The sequence below is a fragment of the Pseudomonas sp. CJQ_9 genome, from assembly GCF_043106615.1.
In the GTDB taxonomy this organism is placed as follows: Bacteria; Pseudomonadota; Gammaproteobacteria; order Pseudomonadales; family Pseudomonadaceae; genus Aquipseudomonas; species Aquipseudomonas juntendi.
In genome coordinates this window covers 46,335-66,517 of sequence record NZ_JBICMS010000090.1, presented here as the reverse complement: position 1 = coordinate 66,517, position 20,183 = coordinate 46,335, and the positions used below count along the sequence as shown (strand labels likewise).

The 20,183-nt window shown below is 62.2% G+C and carries 13 protein-coding genes and 1 pseudogene; 6 read left to right on the top strand and 8 right to left on the bottom strand.

All coding sequences use genetic code 11. The annotated features are described in order from the left end of the window. Positions 1-2: 2 nt before the first annotated feature. The 3 genes from ACF8SD_RS17920 (at position 3) to ACF8SD_RS17910 (ending at position 1,502) form a co-directional block, all read left to right on the top strand. The gene (locus ACF8SD_RS17920; protein ID WP_392484915.1) at positions 3-776 is read left to right on the top strand and encodes a ParA family protein; all 774 of its coding nucleotides are present in this window, start codon (positions 3-5) and stop codon (positions 774-776) included. A 71-nt stretch (positions 777-847) separates the two neighbouring features. Next, positions 848-1,156, top strand: a complete 309-nt coding sequence (locus ACF8SD_RS17915) for a type II toxin-antitoxin system HigB family toxin (protein WP_274411138.1) — start codon at positions 848-850, stop codon at positions 1,154-1,156. Continuing rightward, complete coding sequence (locus ACF8SD_RS17910; RefSeq protein ID WP_009684982.1) at positions 1,146-1,502, top strand: type II toxin-antitoxin system HigA family antitoxin; 357 nt, start codon at positions 1,146-1,148, stop codon at positions 1,500-1,502. The genes ACF8SD_RS17915 and ACF8SD_RS17910 overlap by 11 nt, the downstream gene beginning before the upstream one ends. A 3-nt stretch (positions 1,503-1,505) precedes the next feature. Here ACF8SD_RS17910 and trxC read toward each other — a convergent pair whose 3' ends face one another. The 8 genes from trxC to ACF8SD_RS17870 all read right to left on the bottom strand — a co-directional run bounded on the left by trxC (position 1,506) and on the right by ACF8SD_RS17870 (position 13,224). Then, entirely contained in the window at positions 1,506-1,940 is a 435-nt protein-coding gene (trxC, locus tag ACF8SD_RS17905) for a thioredoxin TrxC (RefSeq protein ID WP_392484914.1), read from the bottom strand. A gap of 78 nt (positions 1,941-2,018) precedes the next feature. Beyond that, positions 2,019-3,479 (bottom strand): protein adenylyltransferase SelO, encoded by a 1,461-nt coding sequence (selO, locus tag ACF8SD_RS17900; RefSeq protein ID WP_392484929.1) that lies wholly within the window; start codon positions 3,477-3,479, stop codon positions 2,019-2,021. A 127-nt stretch (positions 3,480-3,606) separates the two neighbouring features. Next, positions 3,607-6,915 carry a mechanosensitive channel MscK gene (gene mscK / locus ACF8SD_RS17895; RefSeq protein ID WP_173891389.1) on the bottom strand — a complete coding sequence of 1,103 codons (3,309 nt, stop codon included), beginning with the start codon at positions 6,913-6,915 and terminating at the stop codon, positions 3,607-3,609. A 35-nt stretch (positions 6,916-6,950) separates the two neighbouring features. Beyond that, the gene (locus tag ACF8SD_RS17890; protein ID WP_392484928.1) at positions 6,951-8,693 is read right to left on the bottom strand and encodes a potassium/proton antiporter; all 1,743 of its coding nucleotides are present in this window, start codon (positions 8,691-8,693) and stop codon (positions 6,951-6,953) included. Between the two features lie 196 nt (positions 8,694-8,889). Further along, positions 8,890-10,581 carry a choline dehydrogenase gene (gene betA, locus ACF8SD_RS17885; protein ID WP_009684987.1) on the bottom strand — a complete coding sequence of 564 codons (1,692 nt, stop codon included), beginning with the start codon at positions 10,579-10,581 and terminating at the stop codon, positions 8,890-8,892. A gap of 157 nt (positions 10,582-10,738) precedes the next feature. Next, entirely contained in the window at positions 10,739-12,211 is a 1,473-nt protein-coding gene (gene betB, locus ACF8SD_RS17880; RefSeq protein ID WP_009684988.1) for a betaine-aldehyde dehydrogenase, read from the bottom strand. Positions 12,212-12,249: 38 nt separating this feature from the next. After that, positions 12,250-12,906 (bottom strand): transcriptional regulator BetI, encoded by a 657-nt coding sequence (betI, locus tag ACF8SD_RS17875; protein WP_173891388.1) that lies wholly within the window; start codon positions 12,904-12,906, stop codon positions 12,250-12,252. A gap of 81 nt (positions 12,907-12,987) precedes the next feature. Further along, entirely contained in the window at positions 12,988-13,224 is a 237-nt protein-coding gene (locus ACF8SD_RS17870) for a hypothetical protein (RefSeq protein WP_173891387.1), read from the bottom strand. 214 nt (positions 13,225-13,438) lie between these two features. On the opposite strand from ACF8SD_RS17870, the pseudogene ACF8SD_RS17865 reads away from it, so the two are divergent. The 3 genes and pseudogenes from ACF8SD_RS17865 (at position 13,439) to ACF8SD_RS17855 (ending at position 20,162) form a co-directional block, all read left to right on the top strand. Next, positions 13,439-14,976: pseudogene (locus ACF8SD_RS17865) on the top strand (BCCT family transporter). A gap of 52 nt (positions 14,977-15,028) precedes the next feature. Further along, positions 15,029-15,385, top strand: a complete 357-nt coding sequence (locus tag ACF8SD_RS17860) for a hypothetical protein (protein ID WP_370593771.1) — start codon at positions 15,029-15,031, stop codon at positions 15,383-15,385. Between the two features lie 118 nt (positions 15,386-15,503). Then, a complete protein-coding gene (locus ACF8SD_RS17855; RefSeq protein WP_392484913.1) occupies positions 15,504-20,162 on the top strand; it encodes a dermonecrotic toxin domain-containing protein in 4,659 nt (1,552 codons plus the stop codon). Positions 20,163-20,183 lie beyond the last annotated feature (21 nt).

Below are 20,183 nucleotides of genomic sequence, written 5' to 3'. Positions count from 1 at the left end.
CCATGCGGCGCGTGGTGTTCAATCAGAAAGGTGGCGTGGGCAAGTCGAGCATCGCCTGCAACCTGGCGGCGGTCAGTGCCAATGAAGGCTACCGGACCCTGCTGATCGACCTGGATGCCCAGGCCAACTCGACACAGTACCTTACCGGGCTGACGGGTGAGGATATCCCCATGGGTATCGCCGATTTCTTCAAGCAGAGCCTGTCCAGCGGGCCTTTCAGCAAGAAGAACAAGGTGGATATCTATGAAACCCCGTTCGACAACCTGCATGTGGTGACTGCAACGCCTGAACTGGCCGACCTGCAGCCCAAGCTCGAGGCCAAGCACAAGATCAACAAGCTGCGTAAGCTGCTCGATGCGCTGGACGAGGATTACGAGCGGATCTATATCGACACCCCACCGGCACTTAATTTTTATGCGGTTTCGGCGCTGATCGCGGCTGACCGTGTGCTGATCCCCTTCGACTGCGACAGCTTCTCGCGCCAGGCCCTGTATGGCCTGCTGGCCGAAATCGAAGACCTCAAGGACGACCATAACGAAGACCTGATGGTCGAAGGCATCGTGGTCAATCAGTTCCAGTCGCGTGCCAGCTTGCCGCAGCAGATGCTCGACGAACTGCTGGCCGAAGGGCTACCGGTGCTGCCGGTGTACCTTGGCAGCTCGGTGAAGATGCGTGAATCGCACCACGCCAGCCTGCCGCTGATTCACCTGGAGCCCAGGCACAAGCTTACGCAGCAGTTTGTCGAGTTGCATGATTTGCTGGAGCGCAGCGAGTAGGTATCTAGCCCGCTTCCTTGCACCACCTCTGATTCCGACGCATAATCTCCCAAAACGGGAGATTTGCTTGCATGCGCGTCATAGCCAAAAGCACCTTGGTGAAGTTCTGGGAGCTGCCCGGATACGAGGATGCCAAGGCCCCTTTGGAAAGTTGGCACGATATAGCGATCAAGGCCGTCTGGCGAACGCCGCAGGATGTAAAGGACCAGATTGGCAACGCGAGCATCTGTGGCAACAACCGCGTGGTCTTCAACATTGGGGGTAACAAGTACCGGCTTGTGGTTGAGATGCAATACCGCGCCGGTATCGCCTGGGTGAAGTTCGTCGGTACGCACAAGCGCTATGACGAGATTGACGTGGAGACAATCTGTGAATATTAAGCCGATTCGTAACGAGGACGATCTTCGAGCAGCATTCCAGCGCCTCGAAGCCATTTTTCAGTCTGAAGCGGGCACGCCTGAGGCTGATGAAATGGAAGTGCTTGTGACACTGATCGAAGTGTACGAGAACAGGCACTATCCCATTCACCCCGCCAATCCCATCGAGGCTATCAAGTTTTGTATGGATCAGCAGGGGCTCACGCCAAGAGATCTTGAACCGTACATCGGTCCAAGCGGGCGAGTTTCGGAAGTACTGAGCGGGAAGCGCGGGCTGAGCCTTTCCATGATCAAGCGCCTGCATGATGGCCTTCGCATTCCCTATGAGTCGCTGCTGGCAAGCGCTTGAACACTAAACCCCCTGGCTGCGTACCCACTCCAACAACGTCTGGAGTGGAAACGCCCCGGCCTGGCGGCTGACTTCGCGGCCGTTCTTGAACAGCAGCAGGCTGGGGATCGAGCGGATGCCCAGTTGCCCGGCCAGGTTGCGGTTGGCTTCGCTGTCGAGCTTGGCCAGGCGGCAGCGGCCGGCCAGTTGGCGGGCGGCTTGTTCGAAGGTGGGGGCGAACGATTTGCACGGGCCGCACCAGTCGGCCCAGACATCCACCAACAGCGGTAGGTCGCCTTTGATTTGGCAGGCGTAGCTGGCTTCTGTGAGTTCGAAAGGGGCGCTCAGCAGCACCTGCTGTTTGCAGCGGCCGCATTTCGGCGCGTCGCCCAGGCGCTCGGCAGGCAAGCGGTTGAGGCCGTTGCAGTGGGGGCAGGGGATGACCAGTGGTTCGGACATGTTGGTTCCTCAAGATTGTTGGGCCTGCTTTGCAGCCCATCGCGACACAAGGCCGCTCCCACAGGGGGCAAGCGCCATTCAGGAAGAGCAGCTGATTTCCAGGTGCTTGCCCCATTCCGGTGGGCGCTCGGCGTAGGCCTGCATCCCGGGTTGCTCCGCGAAGGGCTTGCTCAGCACCTGGTGCAGCCGCCGCACTTCACTGTAATCACCCGCTTCAGCTGCCTCGATGGCTTTCTGCGCCAGGTAGTTGCGCAGCACGTACAACGGGTTCACTGCATGCATGCGTTCGCGGCGCCCCTCGGCATTACCGGCTTCACGCTCGCACCGGGCCAGGTAATCGGCGCCCCAGGCATTGAAGCCGGCCAGGTCGATGAAGTCATTGCGTACCACCTTCAACGCTTCGGCCACCGGTTGCTCGCCCAGCCGGCGGAAGAACAGGTTGTAGTCCACACCACCGCGCTGCATGCACTGCAGCAGGCGCTCGACCAGCGCCATGTCGTCATCCTCGGCCGTGGTCAGGCCCAGGCGCCTGCGCATCAGGTCCAGGTAATGGGCCTGGTACAGTGGCAGGAACAAGCCCAACGCCTGCTTCAACGCCTCCACCTCGACCACCGTGGTCAGCGCTTGGGCCAACGCGCTGAGGTTCCAGTGGGCGATGGGCACCTGGTTGGCGTAGCTGTACCGGCCGCGGTCGTCGGAGTGGTTGCAGATGAAATTGGCGTCGAAGTCGTCGAGGAAGGCATACGGGCCGAAGTCGAAGGTAATGCCGAGGATCGACATGTTGTCGGTATTCATGACCCCGTGGCAGAAGCCATAGGCCTGCCAGCGGGCGATCAGGTCGGCATTGCGCTCGACGATGGTGCGGAACATTGCCAGGTAAGGTTGCTCGGCGGTGCCGCACTCGGCGTAGTGCTGTTGCAAGACGTGGTCGAGCAGCACCCGTTGCTGCTCAGGCTGCTTGGTGTAGTAGAAATACTCGAAATGACCGAAGCGTACGTGGCTCTGCGCCACGCGGGTAAGCATGGCCGCGCTTTCACGTGTTTCGCGCCATACCGGGGTGCTCGAGCCGATGACGCACAGCGCGCGGCTAGTGGGAATGTGCAGGGCGTGCAGGGCTTCGGAGGCGAGGAACTCGCGGATCGATGAGCGCAGCACGGCGCGGCCGTCGCCCATGCGCGAGTACGGCGTCTGGCCGGCCCCCTTGAGGTGCAGGTCCCAGTGCTGGTTGGCGTCGTTCAGGACCTCGGCCAGCAACAGACCGCGGCCATCGCCCAGGCGCGGGTTGTACGAGCCGAATTGGTGGCCGGAGTACACCATCGCCCTTGGGTCGGCCTGATCCCACAGCTTTTGGCCGCTGAACAGTTCGGCGAACAGAGGCAGTTCGGCCTGGGCCGGGTCGAGGTCCAGCAGCGCCATGGCCGACTCGCTCGCCACCACCAGGCGGGGCTCGGCGATGGGCTCGGGTAGCACCTGGGTAGAGAACGCATCGCCCAGGCGGGCGAAGCGGTTGTCGAACGTGAGTTGGTCGAGGGCTTTCACGGGCTGCTCCTGGAAGTCGGTGCCATTGGGGCCGCTTTGCGGGGCCCACCTGTGGGGGTTGGCTTGCCGGCGATCGAGGGCCAAGCCCTCGCAGGCATTCTGGGCGTTCATGCCCTATGGCGTCCACTCACACAGGTTGGGTGTCATCGGGTTTGGGCTGTTCCATTGGTATCAGCTGCTGCTTGCCGCCGGCTGCGTCCATCAGGAACACCTCGACCTGGCGTACCGAGATCTTGATGTCATGCGCCTTGAACTCGCGGCTGATGAAGCGGTTGAGTTCGTCCAGCGTCGGGTTGCGGTCACCCAGGTCGCGCACGTGCATGCGCAGTTCGTGGTCCAGCGAGCTTTCGCCGAAGTTGAGGAAGTACACGATCGGTTCCGGGTCCTTGAGCACCCGTGGGTTTTCATGCGCGCCCTTGAGCAGCAGCTCGCGCACCAGGTCGAGGTCGGAGCCATAGTCGATGCCCAGCTTCAGCGTGACCCGGGTGACCGTGTCGGTCAGCGACCAGTTGATCAGTTGGCCGGTGATGAAGGTCTTGTTGGGGACGATGATGTCCTTGCGGTCGAAGTCGGTGATGGTGGTGGCGCGGATGCGGATCTTGCTCACCGTGCCCGACAGGTTGCCGATGGTGATGGTGTCGCCGATGCGTACCGGACGCTCGAACAGGATCATGATGCCAGAAATGAAGTTGGCGAAGATTTCCTGCATGCCGAAGCCCAGGCCCACCGACAGCGCCGCCACCAGCCATTGCAGCTTGTCCCAGCTGACCCCCAGGGTCGACAGGGTGCTGACGATACCCACGCCGACGATGGTGTACGACAACAGGGTGGTGGTGGCGTAAGCGCTGCCTTGGGCAAGGTTCAGGCGTGACAGCACCAGCACCTCCAGCAGGCCTGGCAGGTTGCCGGCCAGGGCGAAGGTAATGCCGACGATCACCAGTGCCCCCAACAGGTCGCCCAAGCTGATGGGCACCATGCTGGCAGCGGCGCCGGTGCCGCTGGTGTATTCGTACAGCACGAAGTTGTTGAGGTAGGCGAACACCGAGAGCAGGTCGGCCCATACCCAGTACAGGCCAGCGATGAAACCGCCCAGCAGGGCGAGGCGGATCAGGCGCAGCGATTGCTGGTTGACCTGCTCGATGTCCAGGGTCGGCTCTTCGACGACCACTTCGCCGTCCAGCCCTTCCTTGGCCGCTGCGCGCTTGCTCAATGCCCGTTGGTAGGCCAGGCGGCGGGCCGCAACCGACAGGCCGCGCACGAAAGCGGCCTCGATGACCAGCCAGAACAGCAGCAGGTAGAGGGTGTAGATCAGCCGGTCGGTGAGTTTCAGGGCGGTGTAGTAGTAGCCGAAGCACACCGCGACGAACAGGGCGATAGGCAGCGCAGTGAACGCCACGCCGACCGCCTTGCGGAACAGCGAAGTGTCACGGTGCGCCGGGCTGCTGAGCAGCAGGCGGCTGAGCAGCCAGGCCATCAGCGCATAGCAGGCCAGCACCACGCCAATACCCAGTACATCGTCGGCCAGCGCCGACGGCTGGTGCTCGGCCACCGCCACTACCCCGACCAGGGCCAGCACCACGGTGCCCAGGCGGCGTACCCAGCCCCGCAGGAACTCGACCTGGGGTTTGTACCAACGGAAATGGACTTCCGCCACGCCGCCGGGTGCAAGGATGCGGTAGGCGGTATAGAACACCAGCCACGCCTGGGCCAGTTGCCACAGGGCCGCGCCGAGGTTGGCGTTCTGCCCGCGGGCGTCGATCTGCAGGGCATAGCTGCACAACGCCAGGACAAGGCTGACCGGCATCGCCAGCAGGATATTGATAAGAATTGCCTGTGGCGTATGCCACTGGCTGTCGCGGCGGAAATGGCCAATGTCCTGGTGCACCTTGCCCAGCCGTTGGTACAGGTACTTGCGCCGCCATAACAGAGCGCCGATCACCAGCAACAGCGGCAGGAACAGCAGCGGCCGGTGGCTGAGGCCGTCGGTCAGCTCGCTCAGGCTGGAGGCCCACGGCAGGTTGGCGACCTGGTCGGCCAGCCGTTGCGGCACGGTGCGCAACCAGTCCCAGTCCAAGGGCTTGTTGCTGGGGATCCAGAACATCTGTTCGTCGAGGGTGGTGCGCAGGCTCTGGGCAGTGCCCAGCAATTGTTTCTGGTTGAGCTGCAGGGTGATCGATTCGTTGAGCAGCGCCGAAAGCTCGCGGTTCAACCGCTCCAGCAGGTCGCTGCGGGTGATTGCCAGCTCCAGCAGGGCCTTGCGCAGCTGCGGGGTTACCTGTTCCTGCGGTTGGGCTGCCAGCAGCTTGTCGACATAGGTCACCGGGCTGCTCATCACCTCGCGCTGCTGGCTGACCTCGAACTGGTACAGGCGGGTGTCGGCGATCTGGTCGGCCAGGTCGCGGTCGAGTTTCAGGTGTGGCAGGGTCTGCTTCTGTTTGTAGAGGATCTTGGACAGCAGCAGGCTGCCCTTGAGCACGTTGATCTGCTCGTCCAGCGCCTGGTCGGCCTGGGTCAGGCTGTCCAGTTGCTGCTTGGTGCGCAGGTTCTGCTGGGTCAGCTCATTGAGGCGGTCGGTGCTTTTGAGCAGGTAGTCGGACAGCTTCAGGTTAGCTGCGCTTTCGGTGGCCAGCAGGCTGCTGCCGCCCGCCTTCTGCGCCTCGATCGATTGCTGGGTGACCGTTTCCTGGGACTGGGCCAGGCGCTTGTCGTTGATCAGCGTCTGCAGGTCCTGGATTTCCTGCTCAAGGCGCGCGGCACGCTCGATCAGCAGGTCATGGCGGGCGTTGCCAAGGTCCTGCAGCACGCTGTTGCCGGCCAGTTCCTGGCGGCGCAGCAGGGTCAGCGCGTTGAGCGAAGCCAGTTCTGCATTCAGCTGGTTGCGCTGGTCGGCGTTGATCGACTTGCCACCGTCCTTGCCGGTCTTGAGGATGCTGTTGATCTGCTGGGCGCGGGTCTGGTTGCTGCTGATCTCGGCCTGGGCACGCTCGGGGCGGGTCTGCGAGTTGATGATCAGGCTGTTGGCGTCGGACAGTGACTTCTGCAGCTCACCCTGCTGGGTGTTGCGCTCGCTGAGCATCTGTTCGAGTTGCTGCACGGTGAGGTTGGCATAGCGTTGGGCAACCGGCTGAACCTTGGTTTGCTTGAGCCGGGCCAGCTCTTTCTGGCTGTCGTCGGTTTCCTTGGGTGCGGCACTGAGTTGCTGCTTGAGGGCGGCCAGCTTCTTCTCGTTGTCTTCCTTGCTGGCCAGCAGGCTCAGGGTCTGTTCCAGTACCTGCTGCAAGGCTTTTTGGTCGGCCTCGGGCAGCTTGCGCTCGGCAATCTTGTCGAGGCTGTTCTGAATGCTGGCAGCCGTTGGCGGCTCTGCCGCGGTGGCCGCGAAGGAAAGGGACAGGCACAGCCCGAGCAGGGCTGTGCGAAGGTATGCGCGCAGGGACATAGGCAGACTACTTGTGGATCCGGCAGAAACGAAGTTTAGAGGAACAATCCTGGTCCGGGTCGCGTTCCTTCGGGGAATCTGACGCCCACTTTCTGGATCTTGTTCCCGTCCATGGTCGCCACGGTCCAGATCGTGCCGTGCCATTCCACCTGGTCACCTACTACTGGAGCGCCTCCGACCTTCTGTCGGATGAACTGCGCCAACGGCATCTTCGCGTCCAGGCCATCGAGTTTCAGGCCATACAGTGCGGCCACCGCACCCAGTTCGGCATCGCCTTCGAGAACGAAGTCGCCGAAGAAGCGCAGGTCCAGGCCACGCTGCGGCGCCTGGCTGAACAGTTTGCCCAGCGCCGGCAGGTTGTGTTCGTGGCCGATCACGCAGAGCATGTCGTCGACCTCCAGCACGGTGCTGCCAGAGGGGTGCAGCAACTGCTCGCCGCGGAACAGGGCGGCGATGCGTGTGCCTTCCGGCATCTTCAGCTCGCGCAGGGCGGCGCCGATGCACCACTTTTCCTTGCCCAGGCGGTAGACGAACATTTCCCACTCACTGGTGATGTGCACCTCCAGCGCAGAGCGGGAGATGGGCGCCGGATCCGGTGGTACCGTCACCTTCAGCAGCTTGGCCATCCACGGCAGGCTGGTGCCTTGCACCAGCAGCGACACCAGCACGATGAAGAAAGCCAGGTTGAAGAACAGCTGGGCGTCCGGCAGGCCGGCCATCAGCGGGAACACCGCGAGAATGATCGGCACCGCGCCGCGCAGGCCAACCCACGAGATGAAGCCTTTTTCGCGGCCGTGGAAGGCCTTGAACGGCAGCAATGCCGCCACCACCGACAGAGGCCGCGCCACCAGGATCATCCACAACGCCAGGCCCAGTGCCGGCAGGGCAATGGGCAGCAGGTCGTGCGGTGTCACCAGCAGCCCCAGGACCAGGAACATGCCGATCTGCGCCAGCCAGGCCATGCCGTCGAGCATGTGCAGGATGCCATGGCGGCTGCGGATCGGCTTGTTGCCCAGCACCAGGCCGCACAGGTACACAGCCAGGAAGCCGCTGCCGTGCAGAGCGTTGGTCAGCGAGAACACCACCAGGCCACCGGCCACCACCAGGATGGGGTAGAGGCCACCGGCCAGGTTGATCCGGTTGACCAGTTGCAGCATCAGCCAGCCGCCGCCCAGGCCCAGCAACCCGCCGATGCCGAACTCGCGCAGCAGGTGGGCAAGCAGGCTCCAGTGCAGGCCGGTCTGGCCGCTGGCAATCATGTCGATCAGCGTAACTGTCAGGAAGACCGCCATCGGGTCGTTGCTGCCCGACTCGATCTCCAGGGTGGCGGTGACCCGTTCGTTCAGGCCCTTGCCGCCCAGCAGCGAAAACACCGCTGCGGCGTCGGTGGAGCCGACGATGGCGCCGATCAGCAGGCCCTGGATCAGGCTCAGGTTGAACAGCCAGGCAGCGACAAGGCCGGTCAGGGCTGTGGTGATCATGACCCCGACCGTGGCCAGCGACAGAGCCGGCCATAGCGCTACGCGAAAGCTCGCCACCCGTGTGCGCAGGCCGCCGTCGAGCAGGATCACCGCCAGGGCGAGGTTGCCCACCAGGTAGGCGGTCGGGTAGTTGTTGAAGATGATGCCGCCACCATCGACACCGGCGACCATGCCCACGGCGAGAATGATGACCAGAATAGGGATGCCCAGGCGCGACGACAGCGAACTGACCAGAATACTCGCGCCCACCAGCAATGCGCCGATCAGAAACAGGCTGTTGATGGTGCTGGCATCCAAAGGCAGGTACTCCAGGACAACGCGGGAAAGGGGAATGACTGGCAAGTCGCGTGCCAATCGATTCTAACCTGATGAATTGGCAGCATGTAAAGCGTTTCTGCAGATGTGAAAAAGGCACCGCGGTGGGTGCCTTTTGTCATGTTGCCGGTGCTCAACCTGTGGGAGGCGGCTTGCCGGCGATGCGGCCGGTGCAGGCTTACGCCTGCTTCACTTCACGCATAGGCTTGCCTTTGACCGGGGCATCACCTGCCACGTAGTACTTGGCGGTGCTGCGTGGCAACGGCTTGCGACCCCGGATCTTGTCCGAGATTTTCTCGGCGATCATGATCGTGGTGGCGTTGAGGTTGCCGGTGATGATCAACGGCATGATCGAAGCATCCACTACGCGCAGGCCCTGCATACCGTGCACACGGCCTTCGCCATCGACCACCGCCATGTCGTCGGTGCCCATCTTGCACGAGCAGGACGGGTGGAAGGCGGTTTCGGCGTGCTCGCGGATGAACTTGTCCAGCTCTTCATCGGTTTGCACATGCGCGCCGGGGCTGATTTCGCGCCCACGGTACGGGTCCAGTGCCGGCTGGGCCATGATTTCGCGGGTCAGGCGGATGCCGTCACGGAATTCCTGCCAGTCCTGCTCGGAGGACATGTAGTTGAACAGGATGCTCGGGTGCTGGCGCGGGTCTTTCGACTTGGCCTGGATGCGGCCGCGGGAAGGGGAGCGCATCGAACCCATGTGCGCCTGGAAACCATGCTCCTTCACGCCATTGGAACCGTTGTAATTGATCGCCACCGGCAGGAAGTGGTACTGGATGTTCGGCCACTTGAATTCAGGGCGGCTGCGAATGAAACCGCCAGCTTCGAACTGGTTGCTGGCGCCGATGCCGGTGCCGTTGAACAGCCACTCGGCACCAATGGCCGGCTGGTTCCACCACAGCAGCGACGGGTACAGCGACACCGGCTGGGTGCAGGCGTACTGCAGGTAAAGCTCCAGGTGGTCCTGCAGGTTTTCACCCACGCCCGGCAGGTCGTGCACCACCGGAATGTCGAGGCTTTCCAGCAGGGCACGCGGGCCGACGCCGGAGCGCTGCAGCAGCTGCGGCGAAGCGATGGCGCCGGAGCTGACGATCACTTCCTTGCGGGCACGGGCTTCTACGCGCTCTTCGCTGTCGCCCACCAAGTAGGTGACGCCAACCGCGCGCTTGCCTTCGAACAGCACACGGTCGCTGAGGGCGTGGGTCACGATGGTCAGGTTCGGGCGTTTCTTGGCCTGGTCCAGGTAGCCACGGGCGGTGCTGGAGCGGCGGCCGTTCTTGGTCACCGAACGGTCCATCGGACCAAAACCTTCCTGCTGGTAGCCGTTGAGGTCTTCGGTACGCGGGTAACCGGCCTGCACACCGGCTTCGACCATTGCGTTGAACAGCGGGTTGTTGCCGGCTTTGGGGGTGGCGACACTGAGCGGGCCGTCACCGCCGTGGTAGTCGTTAGGGCCGATATCGCGGGTTTCGGCCTTGCGGAAGTACGGCAGGCAGTCGAGGTAGGTCCAGTCTTCCAGGCCTGGCAGTTCTGCCCAGCCGTCGAAGTCCATGGCGTTGCCGCGGATGTAGCACATGCCGTTGATCAGCGACGAACCACCCAGGCCCTTGCCGCGGCCGCACTCCATGCGGCGGCCGTCCATGAACGGCTCCGGGTCGGTCTCGTAGGCCCAGTTGTAGCGGCGCCCTTGCAGCGGGAAGGCCAGGGCTGCTGGCATCTGGGTGCGGAAGTCGAAGCGGTAGTCGGGGCCGCCGGCTTCCAGCAGCAGTACGGTGACGCCGGCATCTTCGGTCAGGCGGGTGGCCAGTGTGTTACCGGCGGAGCCGGCACCGACGATGATGTAATCGTATTCCATGGCATTTCTCCGAAATGCAGCGGCAAGCTTCTAGCTACAAGCTGCAAGAAAAAGCAGTTGGGCGAAGCTTGCGAATAGATGGTATCTGCAAGGGCCGGCGGTCTGACGCCGACCGGCTCTTACTTGCAGCTTGAAGCTTGCGGCTTGCAACTGTCGGTCAGAAGACCGAGTTGTAGCCGCCCAGTTCGACCTGTACCGACTTGATACGGGTGTATTGAGCCAGCGAGCTGACGCCGTTTTCACGGCCTACGCCCGACTGCTTGTAGCCACCGACCGGCATCTCGGCCGGCGATTCACCCCAGGCGTTGATCCAGCAGATACCAGCTTCGAGCTTGTGGATGATGCGGTGGGCGCGGGTGATGTCGTTGGTGCAGACACCGGCGGCCAGGCCGTAGTCGGTGTCGTTGGCGCGGCGGATCACTTCTTCTTCGGTTTCATAGGTGAGGATGCTCATCACCGGGCCGAAGATCTCTTCCTTGACGATGGTCATGTCGTCGCTGCAGTCGGTGAACACGGTCGGGGCCACGAAGGCGCCTTTGGCGAACTCACCGGTGGTCAGACGCTCGCCGCCGCACAGCAGGCGGGCACCTTCCTCTTTACCCTTGGCGATGTAGCCCAGCACGCTTTCCATGTGCTGGAAGCTGACCAGCGGGCCGAAGTTGGTGTTTTCGTCTTCCGGGTTGCCAACGCGGATGCGCGCTACGCGCTCGGCGATCTTGGCTTCGAAGGCAGCCTTCATTTCAGCGGGGATGAACACGCGGGTACCGTTGGTGCATACCTGGCCCGAGCTGTAGAAGTTGGCCATCATGGCGATGTCGGCGGCCTTGTCCAAGTCGGCATCGGCGCAGATGATCAACGGCGACTTGCCGCCCAGTTCCATGGTGACTTCCTTGAGCGACGAGCTCGAGGCGCTGGCCATGACCTTCTTGCCGGTGGTGGTGCCGCCGGTGAAGGAAACCTTTTCGATGCGTGGGTGCTCGGTCAGCCAGGTGCCGACTTCACGGCCGCTGCCGGTCAGCACGTTGAACACGCCATTGGGCAGGCCGGCTTCGGTGTAGATCTCGGCCAGTTTGAGGGTGGTCAGCGACGTGACTTCCGATGGCTTGAAGATCATCGCGTTGCCAGCGGCCAGGGCCGGTGCGGATTTCCACAGGGCGATCTGGATCGGGTAGTTCCAGGCACCGATACCTACGGTCACGCCCAGCGGCTCGCGGCGGGTGTAGACGAAGGACGATTCACGCAGCGGGATCTGCTCGCCCTCGATGGCCGGTACCAGGCCTGCGTAGTACTCCAGCACATCGGCGCCGGTGACGATGTCGACGTAGCGGGTTTCCGAGTACGACTTGCCGGTGTCCAGGGTTTCCAGCATGGCCAGCTCGTCGTTGCGCTCGCGCAGGATGTCGACGGCGCGGCGCAGGATGCGCGAGCGCTGCATCGCGGTCATCGCAGCCCAGACTTTCTGGCCACGCTCGGCGCTTTCGACGGCTTTCTCGACGTCAGCCTCGGTCGCACGCTGCACGTGGGCAAGGACTTCGCCGGTAGCCGGGTTGATGGCTTCGAAAGTGGCATCGCTGCCAGCGTCGACGTAAGCGCCATCAATGTAGAGTTTTTGCGTTCCGAAACGGGCCATAGTGTCCTCGCAAGTGCAGTGTGTGGTTTGGCTTTGCGTCACGCTCCTGCCGGGTGGGCAAGGGCCGTGCGCGCTAGTTCAGCAGCCGGGTCGTTGGTGCCCAGGGTGTGCTGCTTAGCCAGTTGTAGATCCATGTATTCGTAAGCAATCCGTACTGCCTGGCCAGTGTCGAATGCATCACCCGACAGGGCACCGCGCAGCCACAGACCGTCGATCAGGGCTGCCAGGCCACGGGCGGCCTTGCGCGCATGGTAAAGCGGCAAGGCACGGCGAAACTGGCAACACAGGTTGGAGTACAAACGGTGGTCGTTGATCCGTTGCAACCTGTGCAAATCGGGCTGGTGCATGCTGGAAGCCCAAAAGGCCAACCAGGTTTTCATCGCCGGGCCGTTCACCTGGCTGGCATCGAAGTTGCCCTCGATGATCACTTTCAGGTGAGCGCGCGGGCTGTCGTCCGTCAGGGCCTGGCGACGTGCTCGAACGCCTTCGTTGAGCATATTCATGATGTAACCCATCGTCGCTGCAATCAGGCCGTTCTTGTCCCGAAAGTAGTGACTGATGATGCCGTTCGACACCCCGGCCAAACGGGCAATCAGCGCAATGCTGGCGTCCCCCAGGCCGACCTGGTCGACAGCCTGCAACGTGGCTTCGATCAATTGCTGGCGGCGGATGGGTTGCATACCGACCTTGGGCATCTTGCTATCTCCTCAGGCCTGCGAGCAGGCGACAGGCGGCTGACTCGGCGAAGACCAGTCTATTTTGTTTTGATTGAACGTTCAATCAATAAAGAATAAGCTCTGCGACAATTTGTGCCATTGACAGTCTTTCAGGCCGTCGAGCAGGCACGAATTGACACCCCAGGAAATCGCGTAACCCCCGGAATACAAGGCGTTGACGGGCATCAGCGATGCGAAATGCAGATTCTGCCCCGTGGCCATGGCCCGCGGCGGGCCCTTGGAGCGGGCGGGGTGATCTGTGACGAATGCGCGCACCCAGCGGGTAAAGCGTGGCATTTGCAGCAGACCACCTGTCTGTTTTTTGCAACGTATCGATTCGGGATCACGGTTTCCAGGGTGCTTTTATAACACCTGATGCAGTGGGGATATTCCACCAATTGCTCGGGAAATAATGATTAGCCTCCACAGCCGCACTGCCCGGAGCATTCGTGCAATGAGTTCTGCCTCACTTACCAAGCCCCCCGCCGAGAGGGTACGGGTCAACCGCGTGGTGTTCTTCACCTCCGCGCTGATGATCCTTGTTCTGACTGCCTTGCTGATCGCTGTACCCGAAACTGCCGGCCAGGTGCTGGGCGTGGCCCAGAAGTGGCTGACGCGCACCTTCGGCTGGTACTACATGCTGGTGATCTGCGGTTACCTGCTGTTCGTCGTCTACCTGGCGTTCTCCGATTACGGCAGCCTCAAGCTCGGCGGCAAGGACGACCAGCCCGACTTCAGCTATGGCGCCTGGGCTGGCATGCTGTTCTCCTCGGGCATCGGTATTTCGCTGCTGTATTTTGGCGCCTCCGAGCCCCTGGACCACTACTTCAATCCCCCAGAGGGCACCCCGGCAAGCCTCGAAGCCGCGCGCCAGGGCCTGCAGCTGACCTTCCTGCACTGGGGCCTGCATGGCTGGGCGATCTATGCGCTGGTCGGCCTGGCCGTGGGCTACTTCGCCTACCGGCATAACCAGCCGTTGGCGCTGCGCTCGGCGTTGTACCCCCTGGTCGGCGAACGTTGGGTCAAGGGTGCCGCCGGCAATGCCGTGGACATCTTCGGCATGTTCGTCACCCTGTTGGGCCTGGTCACCAACCTGGGCATCGGTGCCATGCAGGTGTCGTCCGGGCTGGAGTACCTGTTCGGCATGGATCACAGCAAGACCAACCTGCTGGTGGTGATCCTGGTGATGGCTGGCGTTGCTACCGTGGCGGCGGTTTCGGGTGTGGAAAACGGCATTCGCCGCCTGTCCAACCTGAACATCATGCTGTTCAGCGGCTTGCTGATCTTCGTCCTGCTGGGCGGCGAGACTCTGCACTTGCTGAACGGCTTCGTGCAGAACGTAGGCGATTACCTCAACGGTATCGTGCTGAAAACCTTCGACCTGTACGTGTATGAGGGCGAGGCTGGCAAGTCCGAACGCTGGTTGGGCCTGTGGACCGTATTCTACTGGGCCTGGTGGATCTCCTGGGGCCCGTTCGTAGGCATGTTCATCGCCCGTATTTCCAAAGGCCGCACCGTGCGCCAGCTGGTCATGGGTGTGCTGCTGATCCCGCTGGGCTTCACCTTGGCCTGGCTGTCGATCTTCGGTAATACCGCGCTGGACCTGGTGATCAACCAGGGCGCGGTGGAGCTGGGCAAGACTGCGCTGGAACAACCTTCGATGTCGATCTACCAGCTGCTGGAATACTTCCCGGCAGCCAAGCTCGTGATCGGGGTGGCGGTGTTCGTCGGCTTCGTGCTGTTCCTGACGCCGGCCGATTCCGGTGCGGTGATGATGGCCAACCTGTCCTGCAAAGGCGGCAAGGTCGACGAGGATGCCCCACACTGGATGGTGGTGTTCTGGTCGGTGGTGATCACCCTGGTGACCATCGGTTTGCTGTTCGCCGGTAATTTCGAGGCCATGCAAACGATGGTGGTGCTGGCAGGCCTGCCGTTCTCGGTGGTGCTGGTGCTGTTTATGTTCGGCCTGTACAAGGCCATGAAACAGGACGTGGCGGTAGAGCAGGAGCGCGCCGAACTGGCTGCCCGTGGCCGACGTGGGTTCAGTGAGCGGCTGACCCAGCTGGAGCTGCAGCCGACCCAGGCCGTGGTGCAGCGCTTCATGGACAAGCAGGTCAGCCCGGCCCTGAAAGAGGCTGCTGCGCAGTTGCAGACCCTGGGCTTCGACGTGGAGTCCCGTGTTGGCCAGGCGCGCGACATGATGGGCCTGCGGGTGATGATGGAAGAAGGTAACCCGTTCGTCTACGAAGTGAGCCTGGACGGCTACCTGGCGGCGCCGAGCGAGGCGCCGGTGGAAGGCGAGCCCGAAGTCCGTCAACGCTTCTACCGTGCCGAGGTGTACCTGCACGACGGCAGCCAGGAGTACGACCTGATGGGCTTTGCGCCCGAGCAGATCGTGCGTGACGTGCTGGACCAGTTCGAAAGCCATCGCCAGTTGCTGGGGCGAGTGTACAGCTGACGCTGCTGCAACGAAAAAAGGCCTTGCCCGCGTGCAAGGCCTTTTTTTTGAGCAATATGTAGCGCGGGTATCGCGCCTGAATGCCGCAGCCTGCGGTTTTTCAGCGGAGGCACCCAGCATGACGAGTTACAAGATACCCCCCTTCGATTTCCGCCAGGCCGTGGCCGGGCAGTTCGACGGCCGGCCGACCCTGCGCGAGGTCGCCAGTGCCCAGCTACTGCGCGTGCTGCTGTCGAACCTGCCATGGTTGGCCAGCACCACGCCTGCCCTGACAAATGCTGACCCACTGATGCTGGACAGCCCAGACCCTTCTACTGCGTACTCGACCACCGCACCCTTTGTGGACCGGGTTCTGGAAGCTGTGCTCGACCCTCAGGCGTTGAGCCTGGCGCCACTGGCGGATGGGCGCCATTACAACCTCGGGCTGACCGGCAGCCATCGTTTTGCCGGCTCGTCGAGCGAGTTCGACACCCGGCAGTTGCCTGACTTGTCAGCAGCCCTGAACCAGCTGGTCGAGGACTTGCCACGACACTTCTGCGAGGCTCAGCTCGAGTACTGGCGAGGCAAGGGCAGCGCCGGGGTCAGTCGCGACGAATGGCTGCAGTTGCTGCTCAGGATCGCGCTACTGCGCAGCTTGCCCTGGCAGGGACTGGACCCGCAGGAGCAGGCCTGTATCCGCGGCCTGCTGCACGGCGGTGATGAACAGCCCGCGGTGTACTTCGTGCAGACCCGGCTGACCAGTGCCTCCATGCAATACGATCAACTGCAATGCCAGATGCTGATAGCCGCCGAGTGGGATGAGCGTGAGGTCATCCTGTGGTGCGCACCTTCGGGGATAGTACGCAGTTTCCAGTCGTTGCACGCGTTCGGCCTGGCCTTGCGTGACGAACTGGCGCAACGCTACGCCTTCGAACGGATGAGTTGGCAACGCTATCCCGCCACCGGCAATGTGTTTGCCCAGCAGGTCTCGCTGCTGCTCGATACGGTGCTCGCCAGGGTCGAGCTTGCGCGTTATGCCGATATCCAGGATGTTCCGGCCCTTGAGCAGCGTTTTGACCAGCTTGGCGACCCTTCTTCCTGGTTCGTGGGGTACCCGGATGAAACCCCGGCGGTGCAACCTCCCCCTGGGTTGATGGCCCGTGCGCAGGACACTTTTGCCTGCAGCGCTGCCTTGCTGCAGCTCGCGCTTTACCAGCTCGACTCGGGTGGGGTCTCAGCACTGGATGGCGTTCAATCGCTGACCGATTACGCCCGTCAACGGCTGACCACGCAGATCCGCGAGGATCACGGTGTGGACAGCTCGCCGGACGATCTTGTATTCGACCTTTACCTGGCCCGTGGGATCCCTGGTGGGGCGGGCACAGGCACCGGCGGCGGCGAACCATTGGCTTTCGTTGGGAGCAAGACACTCACCGAATTTGCCATTGGCAACCTCGCGTCGCTCAAGGGGGCGGCGATCGAGCGCATTTATCAGCGTGGCGGAGGCGAGGCACCGGCGTGGCTCGATGCCGAGGCAGCCAGAGCGCTGGTGACCAAAGTGGACATCGGTAGCCACTATCCTGCCTATGTCGCGGCGCAACTGGACGATCCGGCCAAGCGCGCGGACCGGGTCACGCGCCTGGGGCGGGAATGGCGTGCAGCACTGCTCGCGGCTGCGCTCACTGCCAAGATGGACGGCAAGATCAAGGAGCCAGGCCTGCAATGCGTGGTCGACTATTGCGCAGGTCATGTTGACCCCGACACGCCGCGCATGATGCTGTTTCCGTTGGCGTTCAAGCGTAGCGCAGCGTCTTCGGTCACGGACACGGTACGCTGCATGTACATCCTGTTCTGCGCGGAACCCTCGCTGGTCTTGCTGTACCGGCCTTTGTTCGCCAAAGACACGCTGCGTGAATATGCCAGCCTGTCGGCTTTGCTCGAACACGTGCGTGAATCGGAGCTTTTGCAGGAGAGTATTCTTGACTGGATGCAGCCCAGCGTCAGGCCTGTCTACGACCATGGCGGTTTCCGCGAACCGCACATCAGTGTCATCGGCATCGACCCCTATGTGCTGCCTGAGCGTCCGGAACCTGCCAGGCTGGCGATCGAATACTGGCGTGGCAACATTGACGAGAAACTTTATACAGCCAATCGGGACCTGCTGCTGACGCTCGCTGATGAACAGTCTGTGTCCAACGCCGAGAGCCGCTGGCAGACATTGTGCGAGGGGGCATGGCTGTTGTTCGATGTCGTGACCTTGGGGCTTCGGGGGCCGGTGGCCGCGGTGGCCTGGTTGGTGCAATTGCTGAACGCGTTGCAGCAAGACATTGAGGCCTTGGAACGGGGCAATGAGTTCGATCGGTCGGCGGCAACGGTTGACCTGATATTGAACCTGGGCATGGTGTTGCTGCATGCCAGGCAACCCGCCAAAGCCTTTCCCGCCTATGCATTGCCCGGTGCGGCGGAGGTCGAGGGGCCTGAAGCGCAGCGCGGCGCATTTGCCGAAATTGCCATCGCGCCTATCGAGGAAACGCCTGCGCCTGGCCAAGCGCTGCCGAGCCGCTGGCTCGATTTCTCATGGCGAGGTCAGAGTGGCTTCAACTGGCTGCCGCGCGAACAGCGCGAAGCACTCAGGGCCATGCGTGCACCGGTCTCGCTTGCGGGCGTGCAGCCCTTGAACCACGGCACGGCGGCGGGCTTGTATCTGATCGACGGCGATCATTATGTAGCCCTGGCCGGTGATACCTACCGCGTGGAGCGGTTGCCAGAGGGTGTACGGGTGGTCGATGGTGGCGGAGCCGCGGGGCCCTGGCTGCGTTTCGTCGACGGCGTGTGGCGTGTGGACACGGCGCTTGGTCTGCGGGGCGGCATGGGGCGAGAGCGTACACAAAAGTCGCTGAGGGATCGGTTTCGCGACATGCGCCAAAAGATAAACCTCCTTGACAATCGCGCCCGGGAGGCCAGAGAGCAAGCCCGGCCTCTTGCAAAGGCTGCGGACGAATTGCGCAAAAACCTGCAGAAACTCAAGGGGCTCCGGGCCAGCGCATCCGAAAGGCTGGCCGCGTTGCCCGCCGAAGACGAGGCGGGGAAGTCGCAGTTGCGCACAACGCTCGGGCTTTACGATGAGCGCATGATTACGTTCGAGCAGGACCACTTCACCCAGATGAGCCTGACGCTGAAGGAGCTGGAAGCTGCGGTCAGCGCCGATATTGAAATACTGGCGCTACACGCAACCATGCAAGAAGAAAAATTTGCTAGTGAGCGGAGAGAGGGCGGCTGGGACGGGGTGCTTGCCGAGCACGATAAAGGCGTTCGCAACAGCGCTATCAACGATGCCGAGGTTATTTTCACCGAGCTCTGGAGCCTTGCCAATTACCCCGAACTTGTGGAGATGCAAAACGCACTGTATGGGCGGCCAGTCCGCGAATCCGCGGATTTGTATGAGAAGTTGCGCGTCAAACAGCAAGTCGTGATCGACGTGCAGGATCGCATGTTGGTCGGGAGTGAGCAGCTGGATAAATTGTTGACCGAAACGCCGGACGATTTCGAGGTAGAGGATTGGAGTGGCAACAACAAACGCACCGTCGCAGAGATAATTGCCAAGCGCACCGTCAGTACAGTTCAACTGCGTTTCCACCAGGTGATGAATCTGGCCGAGCTGGCGCTGCACGTGGAAAACGACCGGCCGGACGTAATTGCAGACTACAAAGCTGCCCTGGCCAGCCCAAGGCTGCGCAACGCGGCCGAAGCCCACGGCGAGCTGGCCTTCTCCAACCTGCCCGCCCAGGACAGGATCGTCATCCTGCACGAAGCCTGGGACGAGTACAGTGCTGCGCTGGTCAACAGCGATCGCGTTCGCCGGGAGGGTGGGGCGTTGATCGAACCGGCCATGATCGACCGCTATCGGGAGCACATCCGCAAACTCAAGCTCGATGTGAACGTACGTCTGAGCACTGCGTATGATGAACAGGATCGCCCCCATTTACCGATCGCTCGTAGGCCTTATCCGGCGGCCCGCGTGCCGCAGCGGTTGGTGCGTAATGCCCAGGGCCAACTGATGATCGGCGATGTTATCGAAGGGCAATCCTTGCTCGAGGTGCGTGAGAAGATCAGCAATAAGGTATTGGCCACCTTTGAACAAGTAGATGGCCAGTGGCGCGAGCGCGAGGTCCAGCAGCCATCGTTATCCGACGAAGCCCCCTTAGCCGATCTCGCTGGTTGGGTGCAGTCTCTACTGAATGAGAGCAATGCCCAGCGAGCCTCAGCCAAGGCCTATGTCCAGATCGATATCAGCGGGCCGCTGGTTGCCAGGATATACGACCTTCAGCTGAGCAAACTGACCGAGGCAGTGAGCGTACTGCGCGCCGCCGGTGGCGACGATGCGCTGATCAGGACCTTGGAACAGGAAGTGAATGCGCTGCGTACAGAGAAGGAGGAGCAACTTACCGCCCTGTACACCCACACCAGCCGCCCCACTGCCGAAGCTCTGCGCTATCTTCACGATTTGGGGGCGATCAAGGTCGTATACCTCAAGCGGCATGTTATGAACGACACTAGCGCTTTCGATGAGTACCTGGTACAGCTCTTGTCAAACAACCATAAACTCTGGGCTGTGCATTTCCATTTGCGGTCGCAGGCTGCCTTCCCCTGGGAAGTTACTTCAGGACACCTGAAAGTGTGGGCCCAGCGTTTCCTGAGCAGCCAGGTTGCCAAGGATACAGGGCAGCAGCTTTACCGTGGCAAGCTGACGCTACAGCAAGCCACGGGGATCGTTCCTTTCAATCCTCCAACAGCATAGTAGGCTCGGGGCGGCTTGCCT